Origin of the sequence: Paenibacillus sanguinis 2301083 = DSM 16941 (assembly GCF_000374825.1) — a bacterium.
Classification (GTDB): domain Bacteria; phylum Bacillota; class Bacilli; order Paenibacillales; family Paenibacillaceae; genus Fontibacillus; species Fontibacillus sanguinis.
On record NZ_KB895384.1, the window covers coordinates 1 to 22,657 of the forward strand.

29 protein-coding genes are annotated in these 22,657 nt (G+C 48.5%); 21 read left to right on the plus strand and 8 right to left on the minus strand.

Features of this window, described 5'->3' with window-relative positions; all coding sequences use genetic code 11:
- A partial coding sequence (locus C557_RS0114400; RefSeq protein WP_018752585.1) for a transposase occupies positions 1-164 on the minus strand: 164 nt, incomplete at its 3' end.
- Between the two features lie 363 nt (positions 165-527).
- Between C557_RS0114400 and C557_RS0114405 the strand changes: the two genes are divergently transcribed.
- From C557_RS0114405 to C557_RS24220, 9 genes are read left to right on the plus strand one after another with little or no spacing between them, the layout of a single operon-like run.
- Positions 528-2,438, plus strand: coding sequence for a hypothetical protein (locus C557_RS0114405; RefSeq protein ID WP_018752586.1), 1,911 nt, complete (start codon positions 528-530; stop codon positions 2,436-2,438).
- Positions 2,439-2,453: 15 nt separating this feature from the next.
- Positions 2,454-3,107, plus strand: coding sequence for a LysM peptidoglycan-binding domain-containing protein (locus tag C557_RS0114410; RefSeq protein ID WP_018752587.1), 654 nt, complete (start codon positions 2,454-2,456; stop codon positions 3,105-3,107).
- Entirely contained in the window at positions 3,104-4,105 is a 1,002-nt protein-coding gene (locus C557_RS0114415; RefSeq protein ID WP_018752588.1) for an XkdQ/YqbQ family protein, read from the plus strand. Before C557_RS0114410 ends, C557_RS0114415 begins: the two co-directional genes overlap by 4 nt.
- A 25-nt stretch (positions 4,106-4,130) precedes the next feature.
- Complete coding sequence (locus tag C557_RS0114420) at positions 4,131-4,496, plus strand: hypothetical protein (RefSeq protein WP_420805398.1); 366 nt, start codon at positions 4,131-4,133, stop codon at positions 4,494-4,496.
- Entirely contained in the window at positions 4,489-4,950 is a 462-nt protein-coding gene (locus C557_RS0114425; protein WP_018752590.1) for a DUF2634 domain-containing protein, read from the plus strand. The genes C557_RS0114420 and C557_RS0114425 overlap by 8 nt, the downstream gene beginning before the upstream one ends.
- Positions 4,950-6,068: a baseplate J/gp47 family protein gene (locus C557_RS0114430; RefSeq protein WP_018752591.1), complete on the plus strand. Its 1,119-nt coding sequence runs from the start codon at positions 4,950-4,952 to the stop codon at positions 6,066-6,068. Before C557_RS0114425 ends, C557_RS0114430 begins: the two co-directional genes overlap by 1 nt.
- 31 nt (positions 6,069-6,099) lie before the next feature.
- Positions 6,100-6,843, plus strand: coding sequence for a putative phage tail protein (locus C557_RS0114435; RefSeq protein WP_240472970.1), 744 nt, complete (start codon positions 6,100-6,102; stop codon positions 6,841-6,843).
- 9 nt (positions 6,844-6,852) lie between these two features.
- Positions 6,853-7,242, plus strand: a complete 390-nt coding sequence (locus tag C557_RS0114440; protein WP_018752593.1) for a phage tail-collar fiber domain-containing protein — start codon at positions 6,853-6,855, stop codon at positions 7,240-7,242.
- An 11-nt stretch (positions 7,243-7,253) separates the two neighbouring features.
- On the plus strand, positions 7,254-8,330 hold the full coding sequence (locus C557_RS24220; RefSeq protein WP_018752594.1) for a tail fiber protein: 1,077 nt from the start codon (positions 7,254-7,256) through the stop codon (positions 8,328-8,330).
- A 72-nt stretch (positions 8,331-8,402) separates the two neighbouring features.
- On the opposite strand, the gene C557_RS23585 is transcribed toward C557_RS24220, so the two are convergent.
- From C557_RS23585 to C557_RS23590, 3 genes are all read right to left on the minus strand, one after another.
- The gene (locus tag C557_RS23585) at positions 8,403-8,954 is read right to left on the minus strand and encodes a transposase (protein WP_018752595.1); all 552 of its coding nucleotides are present in this window, start codon (positions 8,952-8,954) and stop codon (positions 8,403-8,405) included.
- Positions 8,955-8,966: 12 nt separating this feature from the next.
- Positions 8,967-9,173: a hypothetical protein gene (locus tag C557_RS25270; RefSeq protein WP_018752596.1), complete on the minus strand. Its 207-nt coding sequence runs from the start codon at positions 9,171-9,173 to the stop codon at positions 8,967-8,969.
- 180 nt (positions 9,174-9,353) lie between these two features.
- Positions 9,354-9,707: a helix-turn-helix domain-containing protein gene (locus C557_RS23590; protein WP_240472971.1), complete on the minus strand. Its 354-nt coding sequence runs from the start codon at positions 9,705-9,707 to the stop codon at positions 9,354-9,356.
- A gap of 124 nt (positions 9,708-9,831) precedes the next feature.
- Between C557_RS23590 and C557_RS0114465 the strand changes: the two genes are divergently transcribed.
- The 5 genes from C557_RS0114465 to C557_RS0114485 are packed head-to-tail and all read left to right on the plus strand — an operon-like array spanning position 9,832 to position 11,771.
- A complete protein-coding gene (locus C557_RS0114465) occupies positions 9,832-10,041 on the plus strand; it encodes a hypothetical protein (RefSeq protein ID WP_018752598.1) in 210 nt (69 codons plus the stop codon).
- A 17-nt stretch (positions 10,042-10,058) separates the two neighbouring features.
- Complete coding sequence (locus tag C557_RS25580) at positions 10,059-10,166, plus strand: CD1375 family protein (RefSeq protein ID WP_018752599.1); 108 nt, start codon at positions 10,059-10,061, stop codon at positions 10,164-10,166.
- 59 nt (positions 10,167-10,225) lie between these two features.
- Positions 10,226-10,513, plus strand: coding sequence for a hypothetical protein (locus C557_RS0114475; protein ID WP_018752600.1), 288 nt, complete (start codon positions 10,226-10,228; stop codon positions 10,511-10,513).
- A gap of 26 nt (positions 10,514-10,539) precedes the next feature.
- Positions 10,540-11,475 (plus strand): peptidoglycan recognition protein family protein, encoded by a 936-nt coding sequence (locus C557_RS0114480; RefSeq protein ID WP_040677089.1) that lies wholly within the window; start codon positions 10,540-10,542, stop codon positions 11,473-11,475.
- Positions 11,476-11,492: 17 nt separating this feature from the next.
- Positions 11,493-11,771 carry a holin gene (locus C557_RS0114485; RefSeq protein WP_018752602.1) on the plus strand — a complete coding sequence of 93 codons (279 nt, stop codon included), beginning with the start codon at positions 11,493-11,495 and terminating at the stop codon, positions 11,769-11,771.
- Between the two features lie 307 nt (positions 11,772-12,078).
- On the opposite strand, the gene C557_RS0114490 is transcribed toward C557_RS0114485, so the two are convergent.
- Entirely contained in the window at positions 12,079-12,426 is a 348-nt protein-coding gene (locus C557_RS0114490; protein WP_018752603.1) for a helix-turn-helix domain-containing protein, read from the minus strand.
- A 213-nt stretch (positions 12,427-12,639) separates the two neighbouring features.
- Here C557_RS0114490 and C557_RS24495 point away from each other — a divergent pair, with 213 nt between their 5' ends.
- The gene (locus C557_RS24495; RefSeq protein WP_018752604.1) at positions 12,640-12,801 is read left to right on the plus strand and encodes an aspartyl-phosphate phosphatase Spo0E family protein; all 162 of its coding nucleotides are present in this window, start codon (positions 12,640-12,642) and stop codon (positions 12,799-12,801) included.
- 180 nt (positions 12,802-12,981) lie between these two features.
- On the plus strand, positions 12,982-13,890 hold the full coding sequence (locus C557_RS0114500) for a copper amine oxidase N-terminal domain-containing protein (protein WP_018752605.1): 909 nt from the start codon (positions 12,982-12,984) through the stop codon (positions 13,888-13,890).
- Between the two features lie 81 nt (positions 13,891-13,971).
- Here the strand turns inward: C557_RS0114500 and C557_RS0114505 are convergent, their stop codons facing one another.
- Together C557_RS0114505 and C557_RS0114515 are read right to left on the minus strand one after the other, a co-directional pair.
- Positions 13,972-14,403 (minus strand): pyridoxamine 5'-phosphate oxidase family protein, encoded by a 432-nt coding sequence (locus C557_RS0114505; RefSeq protein ID WP_018752606.1) that lies wholly within the window; start codon positions 14,401-14,403, stop codon positions 13,972-13,974.
- A 116-nt stretch (positions 14,404-14,519) separates the two neighbouring features.
- A complete protein-coding gene (locus tag C557_RS0114515; RefSeq protein ID WP_018752608.1) occupies positions 14,520-15,437 on the minus strand; it encodes an ArsR/SmtB family transcription factor in 918 nt (305 codons plus the stop codon).
- 552 nt (positions 15,438-15,989) lie between these two features.
- Here C557_RS0114515 and C557_RS0114520 point away from each other — a divergent pair.
- From C557_RS0114520 to C557_RS0114540, 5 genes are all read left to right on the plus strand, one after another.
- Positions 15,990-17,369, plus strand: coding sequence for an ABC transporter substrate-binding protein (locus C557_RS0114520; RefSeq protein WP_018752609.1), 1,380 nt, complete (start codon positions 15,990-15,992; stop codon positions 17,367-17,369).
- A gap of 120 nt (positions 17,370-17,489) precedes the next feature.
- Positions 17,490-18,383, plus strand: coding sequence for a carbohydrate ABC transporter permease (locus tag C557_RS0114525; protein WP_018752610.1), 894 nt, complete (start codon positions 17,490-17,492; stop codon positions 18,381-18,383).
- A gap of 24 nt (positions 18,384-18,407) precedes the next feature.
- Positions 18,408-19,250 carry a carbohydrate ABC transporter permease gene (locus C557_RS0114530; protein WP_018752611.1) on the plus strand — a complete coding sequence of 281 codons (843 nt, stop codon included), beginning with the start codon at positions 18,408-18,410 and terminating at the stop codon, positions 19,248-19,250.
- 77 nt (positions 19,251-19,327) lie between these two features.
- A complete protein-coding gene (locus C557_RS0114535) occupies positions 19,328-20,731 on the plus strand; it encodes an arabinan endo-1,5-alpha-L-arabinosidase (RefSeq protein WP_026263495.1) in 1,404 nt (467 codons plus the stop codon).
- A 40-nt stretch (positions 20,732-20,771) separates the two neighbouring features.
- Positions 20,772-21,737, plus strand: coding sequence for a glycoside hydrolase family 43 protein (locus tag C557_RS0114540; RefSeq protein WP_018752613.1), 966 nt, complete (start codon positions 20,772-20,774; stop codon positions 21,735-21,737).
- Between the two features lie 74 nt (positions 21,738-21,811).
- On the opposite strand, the gene C557_RS0114545 is transcribed toward C557_RS0114540, so the two are convergent.
- On the minus strand, positions 21,812-22,558 hold the full coding sequence (locus C557_RS0114545) for a hypothetical protein (RefSeq protein ID WP_018752614.1): 747 nt from the start codon (positions 22,556-22,558) through the stop codon (positions 21,812-21,814).
- Positions 22,559-22,657 lie beyond the last annotated feature (99 nt).

Sequence of the window (22,657 nt, forward strand, 5' to 3'; positions counted from 1 at the left end):
GACTCATTCTTGAACTCGCGATATTTGGCTTTCCAGGCATGCAACGTCTTTGCTGGGATGTCCATCTCTAAGGCGATTTCCTCCACCGATTTCGTCTGCTCATGGAGATACTTAGCTGTTTGTCTTTTAAATTCTTCGTTATAGCGATTCCGCTGCTCACCCACGTGAACACCTCCTCAGTTAGTTTTATTATCTTTTTCTCTTAACGAGGTGTCCACTTTTTATTCTAGCTCTAATCCTCCTGATAATTCATCGAATTTAGCGGATTATGGATAATTAGCTGGAATTCCTCCTGTTAATATCTTGGAAATCGCTGTTTTTGGCCAGTATGGTCAAGATTAGCTGGAGCTTTTCCAGTTAAGTTGCTCCACGGTTGGAAGCACGCTGAATTAACATGAGTTTTTCCAGCTAAATCAACGTATAGGGCAATCTTCATCGGTCAATGCAGACTACCTACACTTACTTATAAGTCATGTAGTAGCTGCTGCGATCCAGTCGAATAGAGAAAGGAGGTAATTTCGCAACTTATGGCAGAAAATCAGAGCAATGAGCTTGATATAAAGACCAATAGTCCGGATCTGGACCAAACGGAAAAGAAGCTTCGCGGGTTGGATCGGCTGTTGGAGCTAACGCGACGGCGGGCCGTCTTGCTGGGTAAAACTCGAATAACCCCGACCGTGACCCTGGTTGACCGAATCAGTTCAGCCGCTGGCAAAATGGGTGACTCCTTGAAAAGGCTGCATCAAACTCAGGCTACGCCAGCAGTTCGGCTGGGTGCAGAACAAGCAATAAATTCCGTTCGTGAGCTTCGTGGATCGCTGGCTTCTCTGGCAAGCAGTCCTTGGCACGTGTCCACAGCAGGAGTGGATTGGGAAGTAGCTGTGGGAGATTCTTTTACAGCATGGATGAGTTCTGACGGAAAAGCGACGCTCCAGCGTATTTCATCTTCTATTAGTAAAGCGCTTGGAGATGGGATGAAGGATAAAATGACGGAGTCTTTTGCCTTAAGTTCTAATGAGCCCGCCAAGACCGGGGGACAAGGAACCACGCCGGGAATTCCGACCGTGCAGAAGCCCCCTCTTTTTGGCCCCGAGGGATTCAGGGCATTTGATTTGCTCACCAAAGGCCTACCCGGCAATTCTTCAGCAGCTTCTAACAATGCAAATAATCAGGGCGAGTCCGGTGACAAAGGTGTTTTCTCAACACTCCTATCTTCCGTGATGGGCTTTTCCGGCAAAGTGGTACAAGACACAGGCAATGATCTTGCAAAGGAAGGTCTGAAGGAACTCGTTAAGGGCTTATTCCCAGGTAAAGCAGATAAGTCAAACATAAAAGTCACCTGTATATGCAACTGCGGAGGTGGCTGGAGTGGTGGTGCTAATGGGAGAACAGGAGCCGGGGGTGGAAACGGTAGAGGCGGCAGCAGTAGAGGAGGCCCAAGAAGAGTCGGGAACGGGGCCGGGAGTGGAACCAGAACCAGCACAGCAACCAGAAACAGATCGATTGGCAGAACCGGGACAAGGACAAGCAAGCTGCCAGGTCGCTTAGGTAAGCTGGGAGGCTCTCTCAAGAAGCTTGGAGGGGGCTTGTTAGCTGGCAGTGGTGTAGAAGCTCTTGGTAGATTAGGCCCTAAGCTGCTGGGTGGTGCAAAAGGCATTTGGGATAAGGTAGGCGGGGGACTTGGTAAAGCAGGTCCTAAGTTGCTGGATGGTGCAAAGGGTATCTGGAACACCGCGGTGCCAGCAGTCAAGTCTGGTACATCCAAGATGTTAAAACAAGGTTCCTCCTTGCTTGGCAAGGGCTCTAAGTGGATCGGAAAAGGGCTGGGCTATGGCGCGAAGGGAATGAAATATATCGGGAAAAATATACCGTTTATAGGTGGTTTAGTAGATGCAGCTTTGATTGCCACAGCGGATTCCAATGAAGAACGTGTCAGAGCCACGACCTCAGCTATAGTGTCTACTATTGGTGGTTTCGCCGGGGGAGCGCTGGGTTCATTACTTCCGGGCGCGGGTACGGCAATTGGGGCCACAGCAGGGGCTATAGGCGGGGATGTTTTGGGAGATAAGCTAGGCGGATATATTTATAACAAATTCTTTAATAAGAAGGATAGTGCTGATAACACAGCCAATTCGGCTACAGTGGCGGTCAGCTCTCCATCCAAATCCAATCAAGTCGTCTCTCCTCGTCTAGTTCAGGCTTCAACTAATGAATTAAATTACGGAACAAGTTTGGCTTACCAACAGGGCCAATTTCCCCCCAATTTGCTTCCTTTGCCAGCTCCACCTCCACCTCCTCGTCCTTTTAACGTGACGCTTTCCCCCGGCGCGCTCAGTCTGACGGTGAACAAGGATGAGATCAACTATAGGGAACTGGCAAATAAGATGGGGATACAACTGGCCGACGCCATGCGGATGGCCATGCAAAATGTGAAGTAGGAGGGAGGTTTGGCCATGAGTACAACAGAGATACATTTGATCGACGGGGCGGGCAATGATTTTTATTTTCCCGTCAATCCGGATGAGATCACGATCTCCCGCAGCAAAGGGCTGGAGACCGTAAGTATTTTATCGCTTGGGGAGTATGATGTCCCGGGAGGAGAGAAGGTGAAGGAAATTGCCTTCTCTTCTTTTTTCCCTGTGGCGTATGATTCGGGCTACTGCAACTATAAAAATCTCCCCGATCCCCAGGAAGCGATGAACCATCTGACGACGCTGATGAACAGCAAGTCCCCGGTGCGGCTGATTATTTCAGGGACGGCGGTGAATGTGCTGGTCACTTTGGCTGCGCATGGCAGCAGCTTTAGGGGCGGCGAGCCGGGAGAGGTTTATTTTGATTTGACCGCGCGAACCTGGCGGGAGATGAAGGTGCATACGAATGCAGCAGCTTCTGCTTCCGGAGCGGCGGCGGGCAAGCCCAACCGACCTGATACGAAGAAGCCTTCCAAGACCTATGTGGTCAAGGCGGGGGATTCGTTATCGAAAATTGCCAAGCTGGAGCTTGGTGATAGCACGAAATGGCGGCAAATCTATAGTGCCAATCAGCAGACTATCGGCAAGGACCCGAACCGCATCAAGCCAGGTCAGAAGCTGGTGATGCCGCAGTGAGCTATGAAGTGGTGTTGCAAAATAAATATTATTTGCGTGAGCTGGTAGAGAGCATTTCGCTTAAGGATTCGCTGGACCAGATTTCGTACCAGGGTACGATTCAATTGGCGATTCCGGCTTCTTTTCCAGGGATTGAGCCAGGACAAGAGATTCGGATTAGCGGAGTTCCGTATGCTGCAAATGCAGGGATACCAAGCGGTACAAGTAAGGGAATGGTTCCGCTGCTCCATCCGGGTGTGGTCTGGGAATGCTCCAGCACGGTCAAGGGAGCCAAGCATATAATGGTTACCATTTATGACCGTACGATTTACCTCGCTAAATCTGAGGATGAGCTTTTTTTCCCGGCGGGAGGAACAGCTTCGGAACGGTTGCGAAAGTATGCTGCCGATTGGAATATCAAGCTGGATCAAGTCCCTGATACGAAAACCAAGCTGAAGAAATCCGTCTACCGTCCGCAGACCATTTATAACATGATGATGTCGGACTTGAAGGAGACGGTGAAGGCCGGGGGTTCGATGTATATTCCGCGGATGACGCCGGCGGGCTTGACCCTTTTTCCTGTGGGAGGCAATGAGGTGGTTTGGCGGCTGGAAGCAATGGAGGAAGCCACGCAAAGCCGCACTCTGGAGGGGGCCGTGACGCAGGTGAAGGTGATCGGCACCGAGGCGCGAGGTGAACAGGCGCTATCCAAGGTGTTGGCGGTTGCCAGTAAGGAGACCGGCAAATACGGTGTACTGCAACGGATTGTGCAGGATGAGAATGTCAAGACGGCAGCGGCGGCGAAGAAATATGCCGAGTCCATGCTGAATGGGCAGCAGCATAGCTATAGCGTCACTTGTGTGGATTTGAATACGGTACGGGCTGGGGATCGTGTTTCTTTTAATGGTCTGAATCTGATTGTAACCTCGGTGTCCCATCAATTGGGAGAGCCGGGGCATATGACATTGGAACTGGCCACGGCAGAGGATGTGAAAAGGAGGTATTTCCTTGGATATTGATCCATTTACGGCATTGGCCGTATCGATGAAGGAGAACGTGGCAAAAAAAGCGGCAGAGGCTTTAAGCGGAGTATCGGCGGAGTTGGGAAAGATTACGGAGACGGGCCTGAAGCTGGACGGCTTCAAGCATGAGATCCCGGATTATTTTGTGGCGGAATTGCCGGGAACATTGAGGCTTCCCCAGCTTGCGCTCCGTGGCAGCGTGAGCGAATTTAAGTATACCGAGACGAGCAGTGTCTCAGGCCATGGAGACTTCTTGTACCAAGCGTCTGAAACCAGGGATGTGGTATTGACTTTGTCTTATAAGCCGGGAGATCGAGTGCTTGCGTTGCCATTGAACGGCGGGAACGACGCTATTGTGTTATGCAAGGTGGTGAGCGGGAATGGCTAATCTTTTTCCAGAGGCAGTGGCTGATGCGTGGGAGCATGCTGAGCAAGACCTCTCGGAAGCTGCCGTTGATGAAGTCAAGTTTGGGCGCAGTTGGCGTTATGATTTTGCGGCTGGTGAGTTTGTGATGACTCCGACCGGAAAAATCGCCATAGCGGATGAGACTGCCGCCTGGAGAATCTGGTGCGAGAAGGCAGTTCGCACGCCGCGGTATCGGCATATTATTTACTCCCGCACGTATGGGCAGGAGTTCGAGGATCTCATTGGTCAAGGCTATAGCCGGACCCTGCAGGAAAGCGAGATTCGCCGGATTGCCGAAGAGACGCTGCTGACAGACCCTCGCACCTTGAGTGTGGGCGGGTTTACTTTTGACTGGCAGGAGGATGGTTGTCGATTCACCTGCCGCGTAAAAAATAGTCGTGAAGAAGAAATCAGGCTGGAAGGGAGTGCAGGATGATGGCGGAAATCCCGATTTATTTACAGGACCAGACAGAAGCGCGAATCATGCAGCGGATGCTGGACCGAGTGCCTTCGGACATCGATAAGTCCGAGGGTTCTTTTATTTGGGATGCAGAAGCGCCAGCGGCCTTTATGCTGGCGGAAGCAGCGGTATGGGCGCAGCAGGTGCTGGAGCGTGGCTTTGCCGGAACCACCTTCGGGGAGTATCTCGATCTGCGGGTCGCCGAGCATGGGATGACTCGGCGGGAGGCTGTGGCAGCTACGGGAGTTGTCCAATTCACCGGCGAGCCGGGCAAATCTATTCCGGCAGGCACGTTAGTGGCCACTCCGGCGGATGAATTTTCCGCAGAAGCGTCTGTGGAATTTGTGACGACGGCGGCGGTTACGCTGGATGAACAAGGAGTGGGCCAGGCGACGATTCGGGCTTTAGTGCCTGGACGGGCCGGTATAGTTCCCGCAGGCGTAATCACGGTGTTGGCGGAGCCGGTTAGTGGGGTGAAAGCCGTCATGAACCCCGAAGCAACACGGGGCGGATCGGATACGGAATCCGATGAACTGCTGGTGGAACGCTTTTATTCCCAGGTACGGAATCAGGGCACCAGCGGCAACAAAGCCCATTATCTGAAATGGGCGGGTGAAGTGCCGGGGGTAGGCGGTGTGCAGGTGGAGCCTTTATGGCAAGGCCCCGGAACCGTGGGCATTTATTTGCTGGACATTGATAAGCGTGCGGCTAGTGTGGAGATTGTGGATTCGGCTCAGACCTACATTGATCCAACGATGGATGGGCAAGGAGAAGGCATGGCTCCGGCCGGGGCCATCGTTACGGTTATGCCTGCCCAGGAGGTGCCAATGGATATTCATGTGAAGCTGACGCTGGCCAGCGGGGTCACGATGGCTGAGGTGAAGGCGAGAATTGAGAGTGGGGTGCGAGCTTATTTGAAGCAGCTTGCTTTTGCCGACCCGCTGGTACGCTTTACCCGCATCGCAGCGATTCTGCTCGATATTCCGCCAATCATCGATTATTCGGACTTGACCGTGAATGGCAAAGCCGATACGAACCTGGAGATTTTCACAGGCCAGGTGGCTGTGCTAGGTACGGTGGATGCTTATGAATGAAGCGGGAATGACCAGTTCGAGAGGCCGTGAAATGTTTACCTACCTGCCGGCCTATTATGAAGGCTCGCGTGTAATGCGAGCAGACATGAATGCCAAGGGGGCAGAGCTTGACCTGCTGTTTACAGCACTCGACGAGACGCTGCAGCAGTTTTTTGTGCGAACAGCGACCTGGGGGCTGGACCGCTGGGAAAGCGAGCTCGGTATTGAGACCGATCTAAGCAAGCCCTTGGAGCAACGGCGGGCGGTGGTAGAATCCCGGCTGCGGGGCAGCGGAAAGTTCTCCGGGCCATTGGTGAAGAGTGTGGCGGAGGCTTATGGAGGGGAGGTGAAGGTCTCTTTTCAGCCTGAACGGTGGAGCTTCATATTGGAATATATTGAAACCATACCACCTAATTTGCATGACCTCAGGGCGATTATGGAGGAGATCAAGCCAGCGCATCTGGCCTGGACATTATTATGGCGCAGTAGAACTGACATGATTAATGACATCCGGAATATAGTCAAGCTGCGTTTACGCTCACGAGTGCCCTTTTTCGGTGGGCAGCCCTGGTATCTGGATGGGATGCAGCAGCTTGATGGTACAGTCAGCTTGTCCGGTTGGACTGGTGAAAGACAGTGGAACCGCCAGCGTTTGGAAATTCGGATATCGCACCATATCCCAAATAAGCAAGATGGCATCATTAAGGCCCGGCAAAACTATTGGTTGCTGGATGGCAGTGTGCGGTTTGACGGCAGCTGCCTGTTGAATTCTCTAGAAAAAATTATTGTGGTCTAGGAGGTATTTATGGCTGATCAAGTATTGACCGTCACAACGGAATACGCCCGTGAACAAATGGCACGTGCGAGAGCAGAAGGGACAGCGCTGACGAAGGTGGGGAAGATGGCCTTTGGCAGCGGTGGTGTAGATTCGGAGGGCAAGCCGATTCCGCTTGATGGAACGGAGCAGGCGTTGAAGAATGAATTACTCGTTAAGGACATATCCAGCTATGAATTCATTGCCCCGGCAACCATTCGATATGTCTGTTCGCTTGCTGAGAATGAGCTGGCAGGCGCTACGATCAACGAACTGGCTCTTGTCGATTCAGAGGGCAAGTTTACCGCGATTCGTACCATGACGAATAAAGTCAAGGATGCGGATATGGAATTTATTTTTGAAATTGACGACATTTATTAAGGAGGTAGAACATGGCTATCCAAGAACCAAGAAAATTTGTTCCCACGGATCAAGGACACGCAGACGTATTAAATGTACCGATTACAACGTTGTATGAGAATGATCAGGAGCTGGCCGCGCAAGTGGAAAACATCCGTTCGGATCCCGCAGGCAATGGGGTAGTTCCGAAGGAGGCTTTTGATCAGTACAAGCAGGAGACGCAGACGCAAATAAATGGAGCTGTACAATCAGCGAAGGACTATACCCATACCTATGCAGCTCCCAAATCGCACACTCATTCCGCATCTGATCTACCAAGTGCAAGCACACAAGCTCGCGGTATCGTACAGCTTAATACCTCGACAAGCAGCAGCGCTACCAACCAAGCCGCCACGCCCAGCGCTGTCAAGGCGGCGTATGACGCAGCGAATGCGGCGGCGGCAGCAGCTACGGCGGCCCAGACAAGGGCCAACGAGGCTTTTACGCAAGCCAGTAACGGTAAAACCCAAATCGCTGCCGCGATTACTGGCAAAGGCGTACCCGCAACAGGCAGCGATACGTTTCAGGTGCTGGCGCAAAAGGTAGGGCGAATCCAAACTAGCGCAGCGGGGATAGCTGATGTGCTTATTGACAAATACAAAAAAAATGGTAGCTATCGGGCACCGAGCGAGACTGTTACTCTAGTAACTCTACCCCCTGGTGTGAGGGTGCTCAGTTTTGTTTCCAACATGGATAAGGGTAGTGCGGCAGACACACTTAACAACAGGTCTTACTATTATTATTACGGAACTGGATATGAATTCCAGTTAAGAATGGTGGATTCGGCAGGAAATAAAGTGCCCATAAACGAAAGATATCTAAGGCCCTTGTTGGCGCCGAAATACTTTACGCGCATAGAGTATAACTACGATAACCGGACTGTGAGTTGCTGGTCGTTAGAAACTAGAAATAGCGACGATAAGTATCAAATATTAACGACCAATCTACCTAGCGTGTTTACGAATTCGGGTTCCGTGAAACTTGAGCTAGAGACCGCGAGAGGGCCGAGTAGTAGTGGAGATTATAACTTTTTATATTACGTAATCGATGGTAGAGCCTATTTCGGTTAAGTGGGGAATGTTATGAAGTATATTACTTATAACGAAGAAGGGCATGTCATCACAATTTATTATAATCCACTGTCATCGCAAGAGGTGGAGAACGGAATGTACATCGAAACCATTTCCGAGCCAGAGGCCCGTGAGGGATTTAGTTCTAGTGCAATAAAACATAAACAATCCATCATTTATGCGCAAGGCCTTTCCCCTGTAGGTCCACTTGAAAGGCTTTGCCATCGTGGCATTAAAATAGGAGATAAATTGAAAAATTTGCTTCTGCAAATCCAACGTATTTTTGAAACTGTTGCGTTTTAACAAACAGCGAACCAAAATACTGAACCAAATCTCGATTTGATTCAACCAAGAGCAGTGTTTAGGTGTAAACACAAAACGTATCCGATGAGTGCGATCGGCTAAGAAAGCAGCGCGACTGGGCTGATTGGCCAGGATACCCGATTTTCTATTCTGGCCCAACAGCTCATCCAACTTACAGTGGTGAGCAATCAGCCGGACCAGGCTCTCGGATTGCTGCGTGTTCAATCCATCGGCGATGAAAATCCATTCCGCTTCTGGATCCGTTTCGAGCAGTTGTCCAACATGCATGGCAAAATCAGTTTCATTTTGTGTCGGCGCCATGGTGGAAGAAACCTACTTTCCGGTTGCCACTTCCAGGCCTGCAATCAGACTCAGCGTACCATGACGCACGTATTCAAACTCTCGACGTTCCACCAGTCCCGGTTTCATAGGTAACGTGGAATGAAGCCGCTCAAGCGCCTGAATGCCGGTCATTTCATCCAACGAGACCACATGAACACCAAAGGTATGCAACAAGGAAGAGGGAGCCGAGCGATACACGCGGCTAATCTCCCGGGTTTTCTCTGCAAAGAGGACCGGGTCCTGCGGCTTGGCATTCAGCCAGCCCTTGCAACGGTGGGACGCAGATCCGCTTCATTTTAAAAAACGAGTAACCTGTTAGACGGAAATAGAAGTGACGATCCCCCGCTTGATTGTTTCATCCCGCACTTCACGCGGTGTCTAGTGACTAATCGGACGACCACAAGTGGATGGATCTTCACACGCAATCGCTACGATCTGCAACACCTGCTGCTTGGTAAACTTTGGCGGCGTTTCCGGACGCGGACGATCACGGAGGATTTGCATGATCGCGGCCTCCAATTCCTCGGGATGTTGCTGCTCGATTAAGCACAGCTCAGGATAGTGCTGAATCCAGCGTCCGCGCCATACCACAACTTGAGGGCGATCCAAGGGCAAGCGTCGGCTAATTTCAGTGTTGCTTATGCCCTCCACAGCGTCCAAAATCAGCCGTACTCGCTTCCCCACATATTGCGGGTGTGCTGCGACGTCGAACGAGTCGCTCCAGTAGCTCACGCTGTTTCTCAGTCACGAATAGATCGTCCTCTTAGCATCCGTTTCATCCTTTATGAACAATTCTCTCATTTTTATAAGGATACCATACTTTCTGGTAGTTTTATCCTTTGGATTTTTTCAGTAATTGTGCACTAGGCTGATCGAAACAGGGGAGCTGTATTACAATTATCATGCCATCCCGACCTCTGAAGGGCTGTTGAATAAAATCGCTGAGCTTGAGCAGTCCGACACCGAGAACAAGCAAGCCATCACCGAGCTTGCCGAAGCCAATGAAGCCGACAAGACGGCTATGCACCTGGCACTGGCAGAGCTAGCTGAACTGATTTCAAAATAAGGGAGGTGTAAGAACCCATGGCTAAAATCTACTATGATCTCATCAAAAAAAATCTAAAAACCACAGACGATGTTCCCCTTCGCTGGAAGGAGCAGGTACAGGAATTGTTGAATACACAAAATTAAATAATCTTTTTGCGCCCCGGCTGCCGGGGCTATTTATTTCCCCGAAAGCAGGTGAACAGATGGATATAACGATCATTACGGCGGTGACGTCGGTGGTGGCGGCGATTAGCGGCGTAGCGTTGGGGTGGGCGGGGCGCGCGAGGGCGGTACGGCAGGAGGTCGAGGACACCGCCGAAGCTGAAGCCGTGCAACGCGCAGACGTCGAATATATCAAGCGTGGCGTAGATGATATGAAGGTCGAACAGAAGCTGCAAGGGCAGCGGTTCGAAGCGTTCTCCGAGCGGCTAACACGGGTAGAGGAATCCACCAAGCAAGCGCACAAGCGAATTGATCGATTGGAAGAATAATATAGATGAAAGGGGTGAGCATGCAGATGGATATCAACAAATATCAAATTGAACGGCGGTATATCGACAAGCGGCGCAATGTGCGCCCAGGAACAAAGCTGAAGACAGGAACGCCAGCTTTTTTTGTAGCCCATGATACCGGCAATCCCGGGGCAACGGCGGATAATCATTACAACTATTTCAATGCACAGCGGGACCGGGCGGCCTCCGCTCATGTTTTTATTGACGGAACTCGCATTTTGGAGATTATTCCGACGGGGACGGGTGCTGATGCAGCCGAAAAGGCCTGGCATGTGCGGTATGACGTGAAGACGGATAACGAGCGATTTGGCTATGATACCAATGATGTGGCGCTTGGCGTGGAATTATGTTACGGCGGGCGCATAAACTTTATGGAGGCGTACAAGCGGTATGTCTGGTATTTGGCCTACTGCTGCCATAAATGGAACAAAAATCCCTACACCTTCATTCCCACACATCGTCAGCTGGACCCTGCGCGCAGAAGTGATCCTGATCAGGCCTTGGCCACCGGCGGGAAAACGCTGAAAAACCTGTTGGATGATGTGGCTGCGGAAATGCGCGCCGCCGAGCGGCCTTCTGTTCCGCTTCCTGGGGCGGGGACTTCGCAAGCACCTCTACCGGCCTCAATCGCCCAAGCATTGATCGATAACTACGTATCTCCGGCCTGGTTCGTCTCGCAAAAGAAAAATGATCGCGTAGGGATGACGCATTTTCACAATCTGGCCAATAACCTTCGAGTGGCTGCCGGAATTCCACTTTCTTCGGCATCTTCACCGGGTCCGCTTATCCCTCTTCCGAAGAGCAATGCTCAGGAGATTATTTTTCGCTGGTTATCTCCTGCCTGGTTTAAGGCGAGGGACGAAGGGAACCGAGAGCGGGCACAGCATTTTAATAATCTAGCCAATTATTTGCGCCGAGCCGCAGGCATTCCGGAGGAATAAGAAAGGAGGGACACACCATGCAAAATGAGATTTTAACCAACGTGCTGGCCTTCGCTTCAGTTTTATCTGTATTTGTACTGGCCCTGGTTCAGCTTGTCAAAACAACCATCAATTTGCCCAAGAACTGGATTCCGTTTATTGGTGTGCTCATCGGCGTGTTGGTGGGTGCAGCGGCATATCCGTTTACAGACATGGAGCTTACACTTCGCTTATGGGCAGGGGGATTGGCGGGGCTATCTGCCACCGGATTATTTGAATTAGGCAACAACCGCAATGGATCGACAAAGCAGAAATAAAGGAAAATATGAAGTTCAACGCTAACAAGGCTGCTTCTTTATAGAAGACAGCCTTTTTTTTGTTTTTTCTGTGTCCATTTGAAGAGTAATCTACTATTATGACAGAGAGAACCGCACGTTTTTTATGATTTACTGTATATAAAGCTAGACATGAACCTCGTCATGCAATCGATCAGAAGAACCCTACGAACCCGCAGCAACTTATCGTCCATATGACAAACACTGACTTCGGTTTTGAGCCACTTTAATATTGCCTTAATTCTTCTACTGGATTTTTTGGAAATTACCCCTAAAATATGATATAAGGCTATTCTGTTCTATTTGTGAAAACCTCTTTCAAAATATGAAAAGCTTTTTGCTGGTTGTACTCAGATTGCTGTAACAACAATCCTATGATTTTGTGAATCCATGGATATTCTTGGAGTGGTTCTATATCCTGGTTAAAGAGGACAAAGACATTCAAGTCCAATGCCGTTGCAATTTTTTCAATAGTTGCTAATTTAACGTTTTGTTCGCCGCGTTCAATTCGGCCAATGTAGGAACCGGTACTGCCAATCCTTTCTGCTAACTCATCTTGAGTCAGGTTGCGTAGTGTGCGGTAGTAACGAATTTTTTTACCTATAATTATTGTTGTTTCTAGCTTTAAACTCTTCATTTTGACCTCCAGGCGCCTTCTAATATTTAAGTGTAGACAAAGGTTGCAAAGGGGTGGAGGTGTTTATAACATCTCTTTTTTAATTACAATAGTCCTTTAAAGGACTATTTCCATATGCCACAGGTATAATCAGAGTGTCGGTTATTTATTTTAGTTTAATGGAACGCATTTATAAAGAGCCAAGAGGCCAGCACATAAGAGGGGACGAAGACTTTGAGAGGGCGAAAAGTAATACAGCAACAGATCGAGCTAAAGCGGACCGAATTAAACAAACTGGCTCAGTTATATGGATTGCAGGATGAAAGAGTGCTTAAAAAGTCTCGCGAACTGGATCAACTGTTAAATGTACTTGCCAATGCGAGGAATTGTCCTTAATACAATGCACAATTGCATAGCATCCGTTCAATGCACGACAATTGTACATAACTTGAAATAATCTATGGACAAGCAAGCTTGCCAATAAGGTTTTTCTCATAAAAATGGTCATTTACTTCTTATTGATACATCACTACAATAGGTTGTATTCAACATCAAAACGGTAAAGGATGAATTAATTTGAAGAGTCTGACAATGGCGTTATGTATTATTGTTTTGCTTACATTTGCAAGCAACATGGCAATTGCCAGCCCCTCCCCTCAAGTAAATGTTGACGGGAACTTATTAACAGATGTAAAAAGCCCTATTGTCAAGAACAGTACCACTTTTGTTCCTATACGTGTAGTTGAACATTTGGGAATGAAAGTGGAATGGAATAATAAAACAAAAATCGTAAATATCTCTGATAGATCTAATCATCTACAGTTATCTGTAGGCAGTAAAACGGCTCTTAAGGATAAACAAAAAATAAGCCTTAGCACTCCCCCATTTATAAGCGGAGGGACCACATATGTGCCTCTAAGGTTTATTGGTGAAAATTTTGGATCAAATGTAGACTGGGATTCTAAAAATAACGGAGTTGTTATTATATCTCCAGACGTAGTGGCAGAGGAGGAAGAGTTAATTAAAAGTGGGGACTTGGCAAAGGCCAGATTAGGAGTTATTTCACTGCCAAGAGTCCAGTTTTATGTATCGACAGATCGGCCTGAAGGAGAAAGCTTCAGTTATATATTCCCGGAAAACGATTACTCCCACATGTATTTCGTCTGGAGCGACAGTATTTATTATTATGAGTTGAAAGACGGTTATGTTAGTTTGCTATGGGAAGGTAAAATTGATGTTTCAAAGCAAAACGACACCACCAGTCCCTTATCCAAGCTCCTGGGTGGTAGATTACAAAGTGTATGGGGTGAGCAACCATCTATCACCAGGAGATTGGCTTTCTTTAATGATTATTCCGGGTCAGTCGGTATGAGCGGCGAATATGGGATTATCGATACACAAGGAAATATAATTGTTTCTAAAAAAATCCCCGATGCGAAGCAGCTCGCAGATATTGTTGTTAATATACCAGAAGAAAAACAATAATCGGTTTACTATAAACCATCCTGCAATTAGGCCGCCCTGATATCCACCTAGCACGTCTTTTTTCACGGGCGTGCTATGTACTTACAATTCATCAATCGGCAATGTTACATTGCCCAGCCCATAATAGTAGTTAACGGTCTCGGCTGTGAACCTGTACACGCAATAATCCTCGTCGTCAATGCCCTTTGGATAGTATAGCTCAAAGCCCTCCCGCCATAAGTGCGCTTTCGTCTCATGATCAGTGCAAACCTCCATGGTGCCGGTGAACAAAGCCCCCTTATACTTGTCTCTTGTCTCATCGCTGTAATATACAGAGGCTTTAGGGTTGTTAAGAAATTGCTTCACCCGTTTTGAACTGGTATTGGTTGAAAAATATTGAGTTTTCATGCTGTCATGTTCAAGTACAAGCATTCCTTTAATTTGCGGAAATCCGTTTTCATTAACCGAGCCGATATACGCAACATGTGCATTTTGACGCAACGCGCAAATCTCCGACTTCATGGCATTATTCATAATCCTTCTCCTTGTTTTCCAGATTTTCAAGCACTTTCCTAAGGCTATTTTCAAAGGTGAATATTTCATCGTCGCTAAACCCTTCCCGCAGAGGGGGGCGAAGGACTCCTTCATTTTTACGTCTGGTGTACATCGTACAGCACTCTTGCCAGTAAATCCTGCCCGTAATTGCCGAAGTTCTTGCCAAAGATGGTCAGCCCGCGTTTGTTCTCCGGACGGTCGGTAACAGCGATGCGGAAGGTAATGTCGCTCTTGTAATCCAGTTGAATCTGATCCAGAGTGACATCAGAAATCCGGCAGCCATCGATATAACTGCCTTCCCGGTTAATCCGAATCAGCTTCAGCATCCCGTATTGATTCAGGTGAGGCGGCCACCATTCCGGATTAAAGGTTCCCCGAACATCGCCGAAGTCACCGGGACTGGTCCAGCATCCAATTTCAATATTGTTAATGTAAAAGTAAATATCTGAAGGATAATTGTCGCAGTACCCAGGGGCCTCGGAACCAAGCTCCATCGAGAACTGGATTTCCCGAAAGCTCTGATTGGGCTTGAGATAATTGGGAATCCGGTATTCCAGAAAGCCTTCGGCCAGCCAGATGATCTCGGAGTCGATGCGCTGGGGATCGGCGAAGTAGCGCGGGTCGTCAAAGTCGCCGATGATGCTGTCCTTCGTAGCCAGACCGCAGGTGGGCACCGCTTGATAATTACTGTAATGACCGACCTGAATCTCAACCTCGTACAAATTCTCCATATCCTTGCTGCGAAGATCAACCATTAATCTGTCTTTATTCAGGTAACATATTTTTTGAATGCCATGCTTGCCTACAGTGGTGTTAATCTCAATCAGTCCGCTTTCCTCAAGCTTTTTTACGTGCATGGTAATAGCCCCGTTGCTCAACCCCAGCTTGCTGGCAATTTCATTCAAATTCAAGGCCTGATTTTTGGCCAGCAGCTCCAGCATTTGAATTCTGATCTCTGAGCTGAGTGCTTTGAAAATATCGATGCCGCTCATTAAATCCTTAATATAGATCATTCGGCAATAACCTTCTTCCGGAATATTATTTCATAGCCCTTTTATTTTAAGTAATTATAAACTAACAAACAATAATAATAAAGAGATAAATAAAAACAAATCGAAAAATGTAAAAAAATTTAAAATTAGAGAAAATATATAGTATATCCAACCATTTTATTTTATAAAAAACTAAAATTTATTAATAAAAAATAAGAAATTATCTGTAATAAAGGACAAATATCGCCCGTTTTGAATTGTTATTTTATAAAAACATAAAAAGATTTATGTTTTTATATTTACATCATAGCTGTCTTATGTTATTTTAAACCTGTAAGCGGATTCATTCAAGTTGAAAAGAAATGTTTCATGTTTATTTAAAAGATGGTGGAAGGTGATATGTTATTGTTCCTCGGCAGCAGGCTCAGTGCGTAATCGGTTGGTTTCATTTGTGATTTTGCTATGGGCTGGACTAAAAGCGGATGCGGTGGGGATAAGTTGAAAAGGTAAGCCCCTGTTGCATAAATTTAGTTCATTCTATATAGGTTCATCTGAAATATAGGAGGGGTTAAGGTGTTCAAGAAAAAGGGCTGGTTTATCATTTTGTCACTGATGCTGGTGTTGTCTGTCGTCCTGGCAGGCTGCGGCGGCAATACGGAGGGCGAGAACGGCGGTACGGCTGCAAATTCGGGAAATTCCGGGAAAACGAAGGAATTGACATTTATGTACCGTGGCGGCACGGATGAACAGAAAGCCTACAGCGCCGTCGTCAAGAAATTTGAAGAGGATCATCCCGGCGTCAAAATAAAAATCGTTGTTACAGCCGCTGACCAGTATGCAACCAAGCTTAAGGCTGCCATTACCGGCAACAAGGTGCCTGATGTATTCTATTTTGAATCCGGCGATACCAAGGCATATGTTCATAATGATATTCTGCTGAACCTGACGCCTTATGTGGAGGACAACCCGGAAATCAATCTTGATAATATGTGGAAATATGGACTTGATCTATATCGCTATGACGGAAATATGGCAGGTCAAGGCGATCTATACGGTATGCCTAAGGATGTAGGTCCTTTTGCGCTTGGCTATAACAAAACGATGTTTGAAAAGGAAGGCATTCCGCTGCCTGATCCCGACAAGCCCTACACCTGGCAGGAGTTTGTCGACGTGGCCAAGCAACTGACCAAGGACACGAACGGCGATGGCAAGCCAGATCAATACGGTACCGGGTTCAACGTCAACTGGGTGCTGCAATCTCTGGTATGGAGCAATGGGGCAGATTGGATTGATGAGTCGAAAAAGAAGGTTACGATTGATGATCCGAAATTTGCGGAAGCGCTGCAGTTTTTTGCTGATATGCAAAACGTTTATCAGGTTACGCCTTCCGCGACGGATGCGCAAACACTGGACACTTACCAACGCTGGATGAAGGGCGAGCTCGCCTTCTTCCCGGTAGGACCATGGGATATGAGTACGTACGAAACCTTGCCTTTTGAATATGATCTGATGCCTTATCCGGCCGGCTCCACCGGCAAATCGGCCACATGGACCGGCTCGCTTGGTATCGGTGCATCCGCAAAAACAAAATATCCTGAAGAAGCCGTAGCATTGATCAACTACCTGACGGCCTCCAAGGAAGGGATGAAAATGCTGGTGGATGCAAAGGTTCAAATTCCCAACATGATTGATATGGCTCAGGAATGGGCTGCCGATACTTCGACCAAGCCGGAGAACAAACAGGAGTTTCTTGATATCGTGGGGGAATACGGCCGGGTACTGCCGGGCCACTACACTTGGACCTCTGAATGGTATGATCTGTTCTTTACCGATATCCAGCCCGTGCTGGATGGCAAGGTCAGCGCCGCCGATTACGTAAAGCAGGAACAGCCAAAGATGCAAAAGCTGCTGGACAAAGCTATCGAGGCGGAAGCAAAGGCGAAAGCCAAGTAAGCTTTAACAGGACTTTGGTTTTCCATTAATCCAGTGGAAATGATGCTAGTTTTCTTGCGCTGCATAGACCAAGGGACTAGCATCATTTTCATGCTGGCATCCGAATAAGAGGTGACCTTCATGCAAAAGCAGACTAAATCACGTCTGTACCGGAAAGAAATGATTTACGGTTGGCTGTTTATTTTGCCGCCTGTCCTGGGCTTCCTGTTCTTTACCCTGTTTCCTGTATTGTATTCCTTCTATGGTTCCTTGACAGACTGGGACGGACTAGGCCAGTTTAACTTCATTGGTCTAAGCAATTTCAAAGAATTGTTGTCAGACGAATTGTTCCACAAAGCTGCCTTCAACACCGTATTTATGATGCTGGGCATTCCGATCGGTCTGTTTCTGGCTCTGCTGGTTGCGCTTGGACTGAATCGGGGCATCCCGGGGACAACAACGTTTCGGGTTATTTATTATATCCCGGTCATTTCTTCACTCGCGGCCATCTCTATTATGTGGAGCTGGGCCTATAACGGAGACTACGGACTGGTCAATCAATTTCTCGATATGCTCGGGATTCAGGGTCCTAACTGGCTGATGAACAAGTATTACGTCAAGCCGGCCATTATGCTGATGGCGATCTGGAAGGGGCTGGGCTATACAATGCTCTTGTATCTGGCCGCACTGCAAAGTGTTCCGCGTTCCTATTATGAAGCGGCCGAGCTGGATGGAGCGAACGGGCTGAAGGCTTTTCGTCATATCACCTGGCCCATGGTGAAGCCGGTTACTTTCTTTATTGTCGTGACGAATATCATCAGCGGCTCGCAGATTTTTACGGAAATCAACATTATGACCAGTACGGGTGGTCCTGAATATTCCTCCGCATCGGTTGTGTTCTATATCTGGCAGAAGGCTTTCGACAACTTCCAGATGGGATATGCCTCCGCTATGGCCGTCATCCTGGGGATATTCATCTTTATTGTTACCCTGATTCAATTCAGAATGAACGAAAAATCATCCTATGAGTCGTGATCGAACGGAAAGGAGCATATGAACATGTCCCATTCATCCAGAGTCAAGCTGACGAATACAATCATTTTTACTTTGCTGGCCATCGGAGCGATCGCGATGATTGCGCCGCTGTTATGGATGCTGTCTACCTCAATCAAACAGAAGGCCGATGTGTTCTCGCTGCCCCCGGTATGGATTCCCAAGGTTCCGCAGTGGGGCAAATATTTGGAAATATGGACAGCCGGACCTTTGCTGAGCGGGATCAAGAACAGCGCGGTGATCGCTATCTCTGTTACGATTATTGGCACATTCACCTCCAGCCTGGCGGCGTTCTCTTTCTCTAAGCTGAAATTTCCAGGGAAAAATATTATTTTTCTCATGCTGCTGACGGCCTTGATGGTTCCTTATCCGGCTGTCATGATTCCCCAATTCATGATGTTCTCCAAGGTTGGCTGGGTAGATACATTGCTCCCACTGATTGTGCCAGGGCTGTTCGGCAATATCGTCATGATTTTCTTCCTTCGGCAGTATTTGATCAGTGTGCCAAATGAAGTGCTGGAAGCGGCAAAAATTGATGGGAGCTCCTATTTTCGGCTGTTCTCCACCATTACATTTCCACTGATCAAGCCGGCGGTGGCTGCTCAGCTTATTTTGTGGTTTATGGGGATCTGGAATGATTACCTGGCGCCGATTATTTACTTGACCTCGCCGGAGAAGCAAACGCTGCAGCTTGTCATCGCTAACTTTAACGCGCAATATGCGATACAGACGGACTATCCGCTCATTATGGCGGCCTCTGTAGTTGCCTTGCTGCCGGTATTGACCATTTTCCTCGTGTTCCAGAAACAAATTATCGAGTCGGTTGCTATTTCCGGAGTCAAGGGATAGACCACGGAACCGCAGAGAATGTGGAGATGGATGTGATGACCGTGATTCATGTGATAAACAAAAGGAGGGTGCTGTCTATAATGCTGCTGCTGCTGCTTGGCATGGGAGGATGCTCCAAAGGGCATGCAACCGGGGTGCTGTTCCCGGAACCACCTGATGCGACTGCGATGTACGATACAACAGTGCTTCATAATGAAGCGAAATGGACCGTCAACAATGCTCATGATCCTGGCGTAATCAGGACAGATCAGGGCTGCTATATCTTCTCAACCGATGTGAAGGTTGGCGGCGAGCCCAAGCCTGGCGTGATGGTTCGCAAATCCGCTGATTTGATTCATTGGACGTGGGTTGGCCGCGCTTTGCCAGGGATTCCTGCGGAAGCGCTGGCCTGGACGGGAGCAACGAACCTGTGGGCGCCGGACATTGTGTATCACGATGGGGAGTACCGGTTGTATTATTCCGCCTCCACCTTTGGAAGCAGACAATCGATGATCGGCTTAGCCGTTTCGGAGTCCATTGAAGGCCCGTGGACGGATCAGGGCGTAGTTATCAAGACGCGGGCCGATGATCCGCTAAATGCGATCGACCCTAATGTAATCACGGATCATGAGGGACGGATGTGGATGGTATACGGCTCCTTTTTCGGGGGGATTCACATCATCGAGCTTGATCCGGCAACAGGCAAGCCCAAGGAAGAAGGCTTCGGCAAGCTCGTTGCCGCGCGCGATATGGCTAGTGAGGACGGGGCAGTGGAGGGGCCTTATATCATTTATAACGAGAAGTTCAAGAAGTACTATCTGTTTGTGTCCTATGATTCGTTGTTTGAGGATTATAACGTTCGGGTAGCCCGGTCCGATTCGATCACGGGGCCTTATGTGGATTATAACAGGCGGGAGATGACGGATACGGCGTTTGAACCGCAGTTCGCCGTAGGCACGAAGCTGCTGGGCGGCTATAAATTTGGCGAAGCGGAAGGATGGATCGCTCCAGGCCACAATTCGGTGCTGAAAGAACGCGATAGCTATTATATCGTTCACCATGCTCGCGGAGAGGCTGACAAGAACTGGTCTTATCTTCATGTTCGGAAAATGCTGTGGACAGAGGATGGCTGGCCAGTTGTATCCCCGGAGCGTTATGCCGGAGAGACAGAGCAGGATATCCCTGAAGCGATGCTGGCCGGGGAATGGGAACGCCTGGAGCATGATCCGTTTATCGACGGGCAGAACGAATCAAGCCAGCTTGTGCTGCTGCAAACCGGCAAAACAGAGGGCAGTCGGGGCAGCGGCTCCTGGAGCTTTGACGGTCAAAGAACGCTAACGTTGACCTGGGAGGATGTCGAGGCTGGCGCCGGACGGGTCGAGCAGGTGCAGGTGGTGCCGGCCTGGGATTGGGAACGAAATGCCGGAGCATTGGTATATACGGGCCTTAACGATGAAGGAGTTGCAGTCTGGGCGAAGCAAATATCCCGGACGAACGAGTGACGACAAGCAGGCTCATTATTTGTAAAAAGGAGAAACCGAGATGACGACAAAAAGAGAATATATGAACCCGATTGTGGAGCAGCGAGCTGATCCCTGGATTTACAAGCATACGGACGGATATTATTATTTCACCGCTTCGGTGCCGGAGTTTGACCGGATTGAGGTGCGGCGCTCCATTACGATTCAGGGGCTGAAGCACGCTCCTGCAAAAACGGTATGGCGCAAATATGCAGCAGGGCCGCTTAGTGCAAACATCTGGGCGCCGGAGCTTCATTATATTCGGGGCAAATGGTACATCTATTTTGCCGCAGCGCGAACGACTGAGACGAAGGACGGCTTGTTCGATCATCGCATGTACGTGCTGGAGACGGAGGCGGACAATCCGCTTGAAGGAGAATGGATCGAGAAGGGGCAGGTGCGAACTCGATGGGAATCCTTTGCGTTGGATGCAACCGTCTTTGAGCATCGCGGGGATTTGTATTATGTTTGGGCTCAAAAGGATCCCGCGATCGCGGGCAATTCCAATCTGTACATTTCCAAAATGCACAATCCATGGACGCTGATCGGTGAACAGTCGATGATTTCCACGCCGGAATATGACTGGGAGAAAATCGGCTTCCTCGTCAATGAGGGGGCGGCCGTATTGAAACGAAATGGCCGTATCTTTATCGCTTATTCGGCGAGTGCGACGGACCACAACTATTGCATGGGCTTGTTATCCGCAGCGGAGGATGCGGATTTGCTGGACCCGGCTGCATGGGCCAAGTCCCCGGTACCAGTGTTCCAAACCAGTGAGGAGACGGGACAGTACGGTCCGGGTCATAACAGCTTTACTGTCTCGGAGGAAGGGGAGGATGTTCTGGTCTATCATGCCCGGAATTACAAGGAGATTGCCGGAGATCCGCTTTATGACCCCAATCGGCATACTCGTGCGCAGCTGTTCGGCTGGCACGAGGACGGCACACCGGATTTTGACGTTCCGGTGAAGGATCACACTGCGAAATAAATATCGGACTGGGGTGGATGAGGACCGCACGGATGTCGTGCGGTATAACATTTATAATTTAGTTGCCTCTGATATCAAGATGAAATAGGTTTAACTTCAATTTGATCTGCAACCAATTCATTCCTGGCACTGTCAAATTTATAAGTGACATTGAAATCACACACATATGCAGTAGTCCCGGGTACTGCTGCCCCAAGGGTTAATTTTATTTTTTGATTTTCTAATGAATAAATATATACGCCACCAAACCCAAGGCTATCCTGTTTTTGATCTGGCGCTGCGTCAAACCCATAATTAAAGTTATATTCTTTTCCTTGCGCTTTTGCTGAAATTGCTAACGTATCGTCTCCTTTTTTAGCAACATGGGTTTCAATCTGATCAGAAACAATCTCATCATAGCTTTGGACCTTAATTTCGGAAAGATCCCCGGCGCTAACGACATGAATATCATAATTGCTTAAGCCTGTTCCTCGCCCAGTCTGGATGATAATTACGGCTTCTTCTTTTCCATCGCCTGTAACATCCGTATAGAATACCTGCGGGGCAGTTCCAGTATCAATAGGGACATTCCAAGAAAAGTCTTTTTTATTGCCGTTAATGTCCAGTGTTACCCCATCGGTGTTTGTATAAAATTTAACTTTTTCATCCTCTGAAGATGCAAGCAATTTCAATTTTGCATCCGTAGCTTGCCCTAGCTGTGTTGATACTTGTTTACTGGGAGACTCGCTCACACCCTCCTTAACCGTTGCAGGCTTATCTGATCCGCACCCTGAAAGCAAAACAACACTCAACACCATCAATACACCAAGCTCTTTGTTCAACCCTAAAATCTCCTTTCGTCCACCTAGCAGAAATTATATCAGAGCCAAGAAAGCTGCACTGTAAGCATATACTGGTTCGCCTTTGGGAATGATTTCTAC

Coding starts and splice junctions, on each gene's coding strand:
- C557_RS0114405 (WP_018752586.1), top strand. CDS start 528: ATGGCAGAAAATCAGAGCAATGAGCTTGATATAAAGACCAATAGTCCG.
- C557_RS0114410 (WP_018752587.1), top strand. CDS start 2,454: ATGAGTACAACAGAGATACATTTGATCGACGGGGCGGGCAATGATTTT.
- C557_RS0114420 (WP_420805398.1), top strand. CDS start 4,131: ATGAAGGAGAACGTGGCAAAAAAAGCGGCAGAGGCTTTAAGCGGAGTA.
- C557_RS0114425 (WP_018752590.1), top strand. CDS start 4,489: ATGGCTAATCTTTTTCCAGAGGCAGTGGCTGATGCGTGGGAGCATGCT.
- C557_RS0114430 (WP_018752591.1), top strand. CDS start 4,950: ATGGCGGAAATCCCGATTTATTTACAGGACCAGACAGAAGCGCGAATC.
- C557_RS0114435 (WP_240472970.1), top strand. CDS start 6,100: ATGTTTACCTACCTGCCGGCCTATTATGAAGGCTCGCGTGTAATGCGA.
- C557_RS0114440 (WP_018752593.1), top strand. CDS start 6,853: ATGGCTGATCAAGTATTGACCGTCACAACGGAATACGCCCGTGAACAA.
- C557_RS24220 (WP_018752594.1), top strand. CDS start 7,254: ATGGCTATCCAAGAACCAAGAAAATTTGTTCCCACGGATCAAGGACAC.
- C557_RS23585 (WP_018752595.1), bottom strand. CDS start 8,954: ATGGCGCCGACACAAAATGAAACTGATTTTGCCATGCATGTTGGACAA.
- C557_RS25580 (WP_018752599.1), top strand. CDS start 10,059: ATGGCTAAAATCTACTATGATCTCATCAAAAAAAATCTAAAAACCACA.
- C557_RS0114475 (WP_018752600.1), top strand. CDS start 10,226: ATGGATATAACGATCATTACGGCGGTGACGTCGGTGGTGGCGGCGATT.
- C557_RS0114480 (WP_040677089.1), top strand. CDS start 10,540: ATGGATATCAACAAATATCAAATTGAACGGCGGTATATCGACAAGCGG.
- C557_RS0114485 (WP_018752602.1), top strand. CDS start 11,493: ATGCAAAATGAGATTTTAACCAACGTGCTGGCCTTCGCTTCAGTTTTA.
- C557_RS0114490 (WP_018752603.1), bottom strand. CDS start 12,426: ATGAAGAGTTTAAAGCTAGAAACAACAATAATTATAGGTAAAAAAATT.
- C557_RS0114505 (WP_018752606.1), bottom strand. CDS start 14,403: ATGAATAATGCCATGAAGTCGGAGATTTGCGCGTTGCGTCAAAATGCA.
- C557_RS0114515 (WP_018752608.1), bottom strand. CDS start 15,437: ATGATCTATATTAAGGATTTAATGAGCGGCATCGATATTTTCAAAGCA.
- C557_RS0114525 (WP_018752610.1), top strand. CDS start 17,490: ATGCAAAAGCAGACTAAATCACGTCTGTACCGGAAAGAAATGATTTAC.
- C557_RS0114530 (WP_018752611.1), top strand. CDS start 18,408: ATGTCCCATTCATCCAGAGTCAAGCTGACGAATACAATCATTTTTACT.
- C557_RS0114540 (WP_018752613.1), top strand. CDS start 20,772: ATGACGACAAAAAGAGAATATATGAACCCGATTGTGGAGCAGCGAGCT.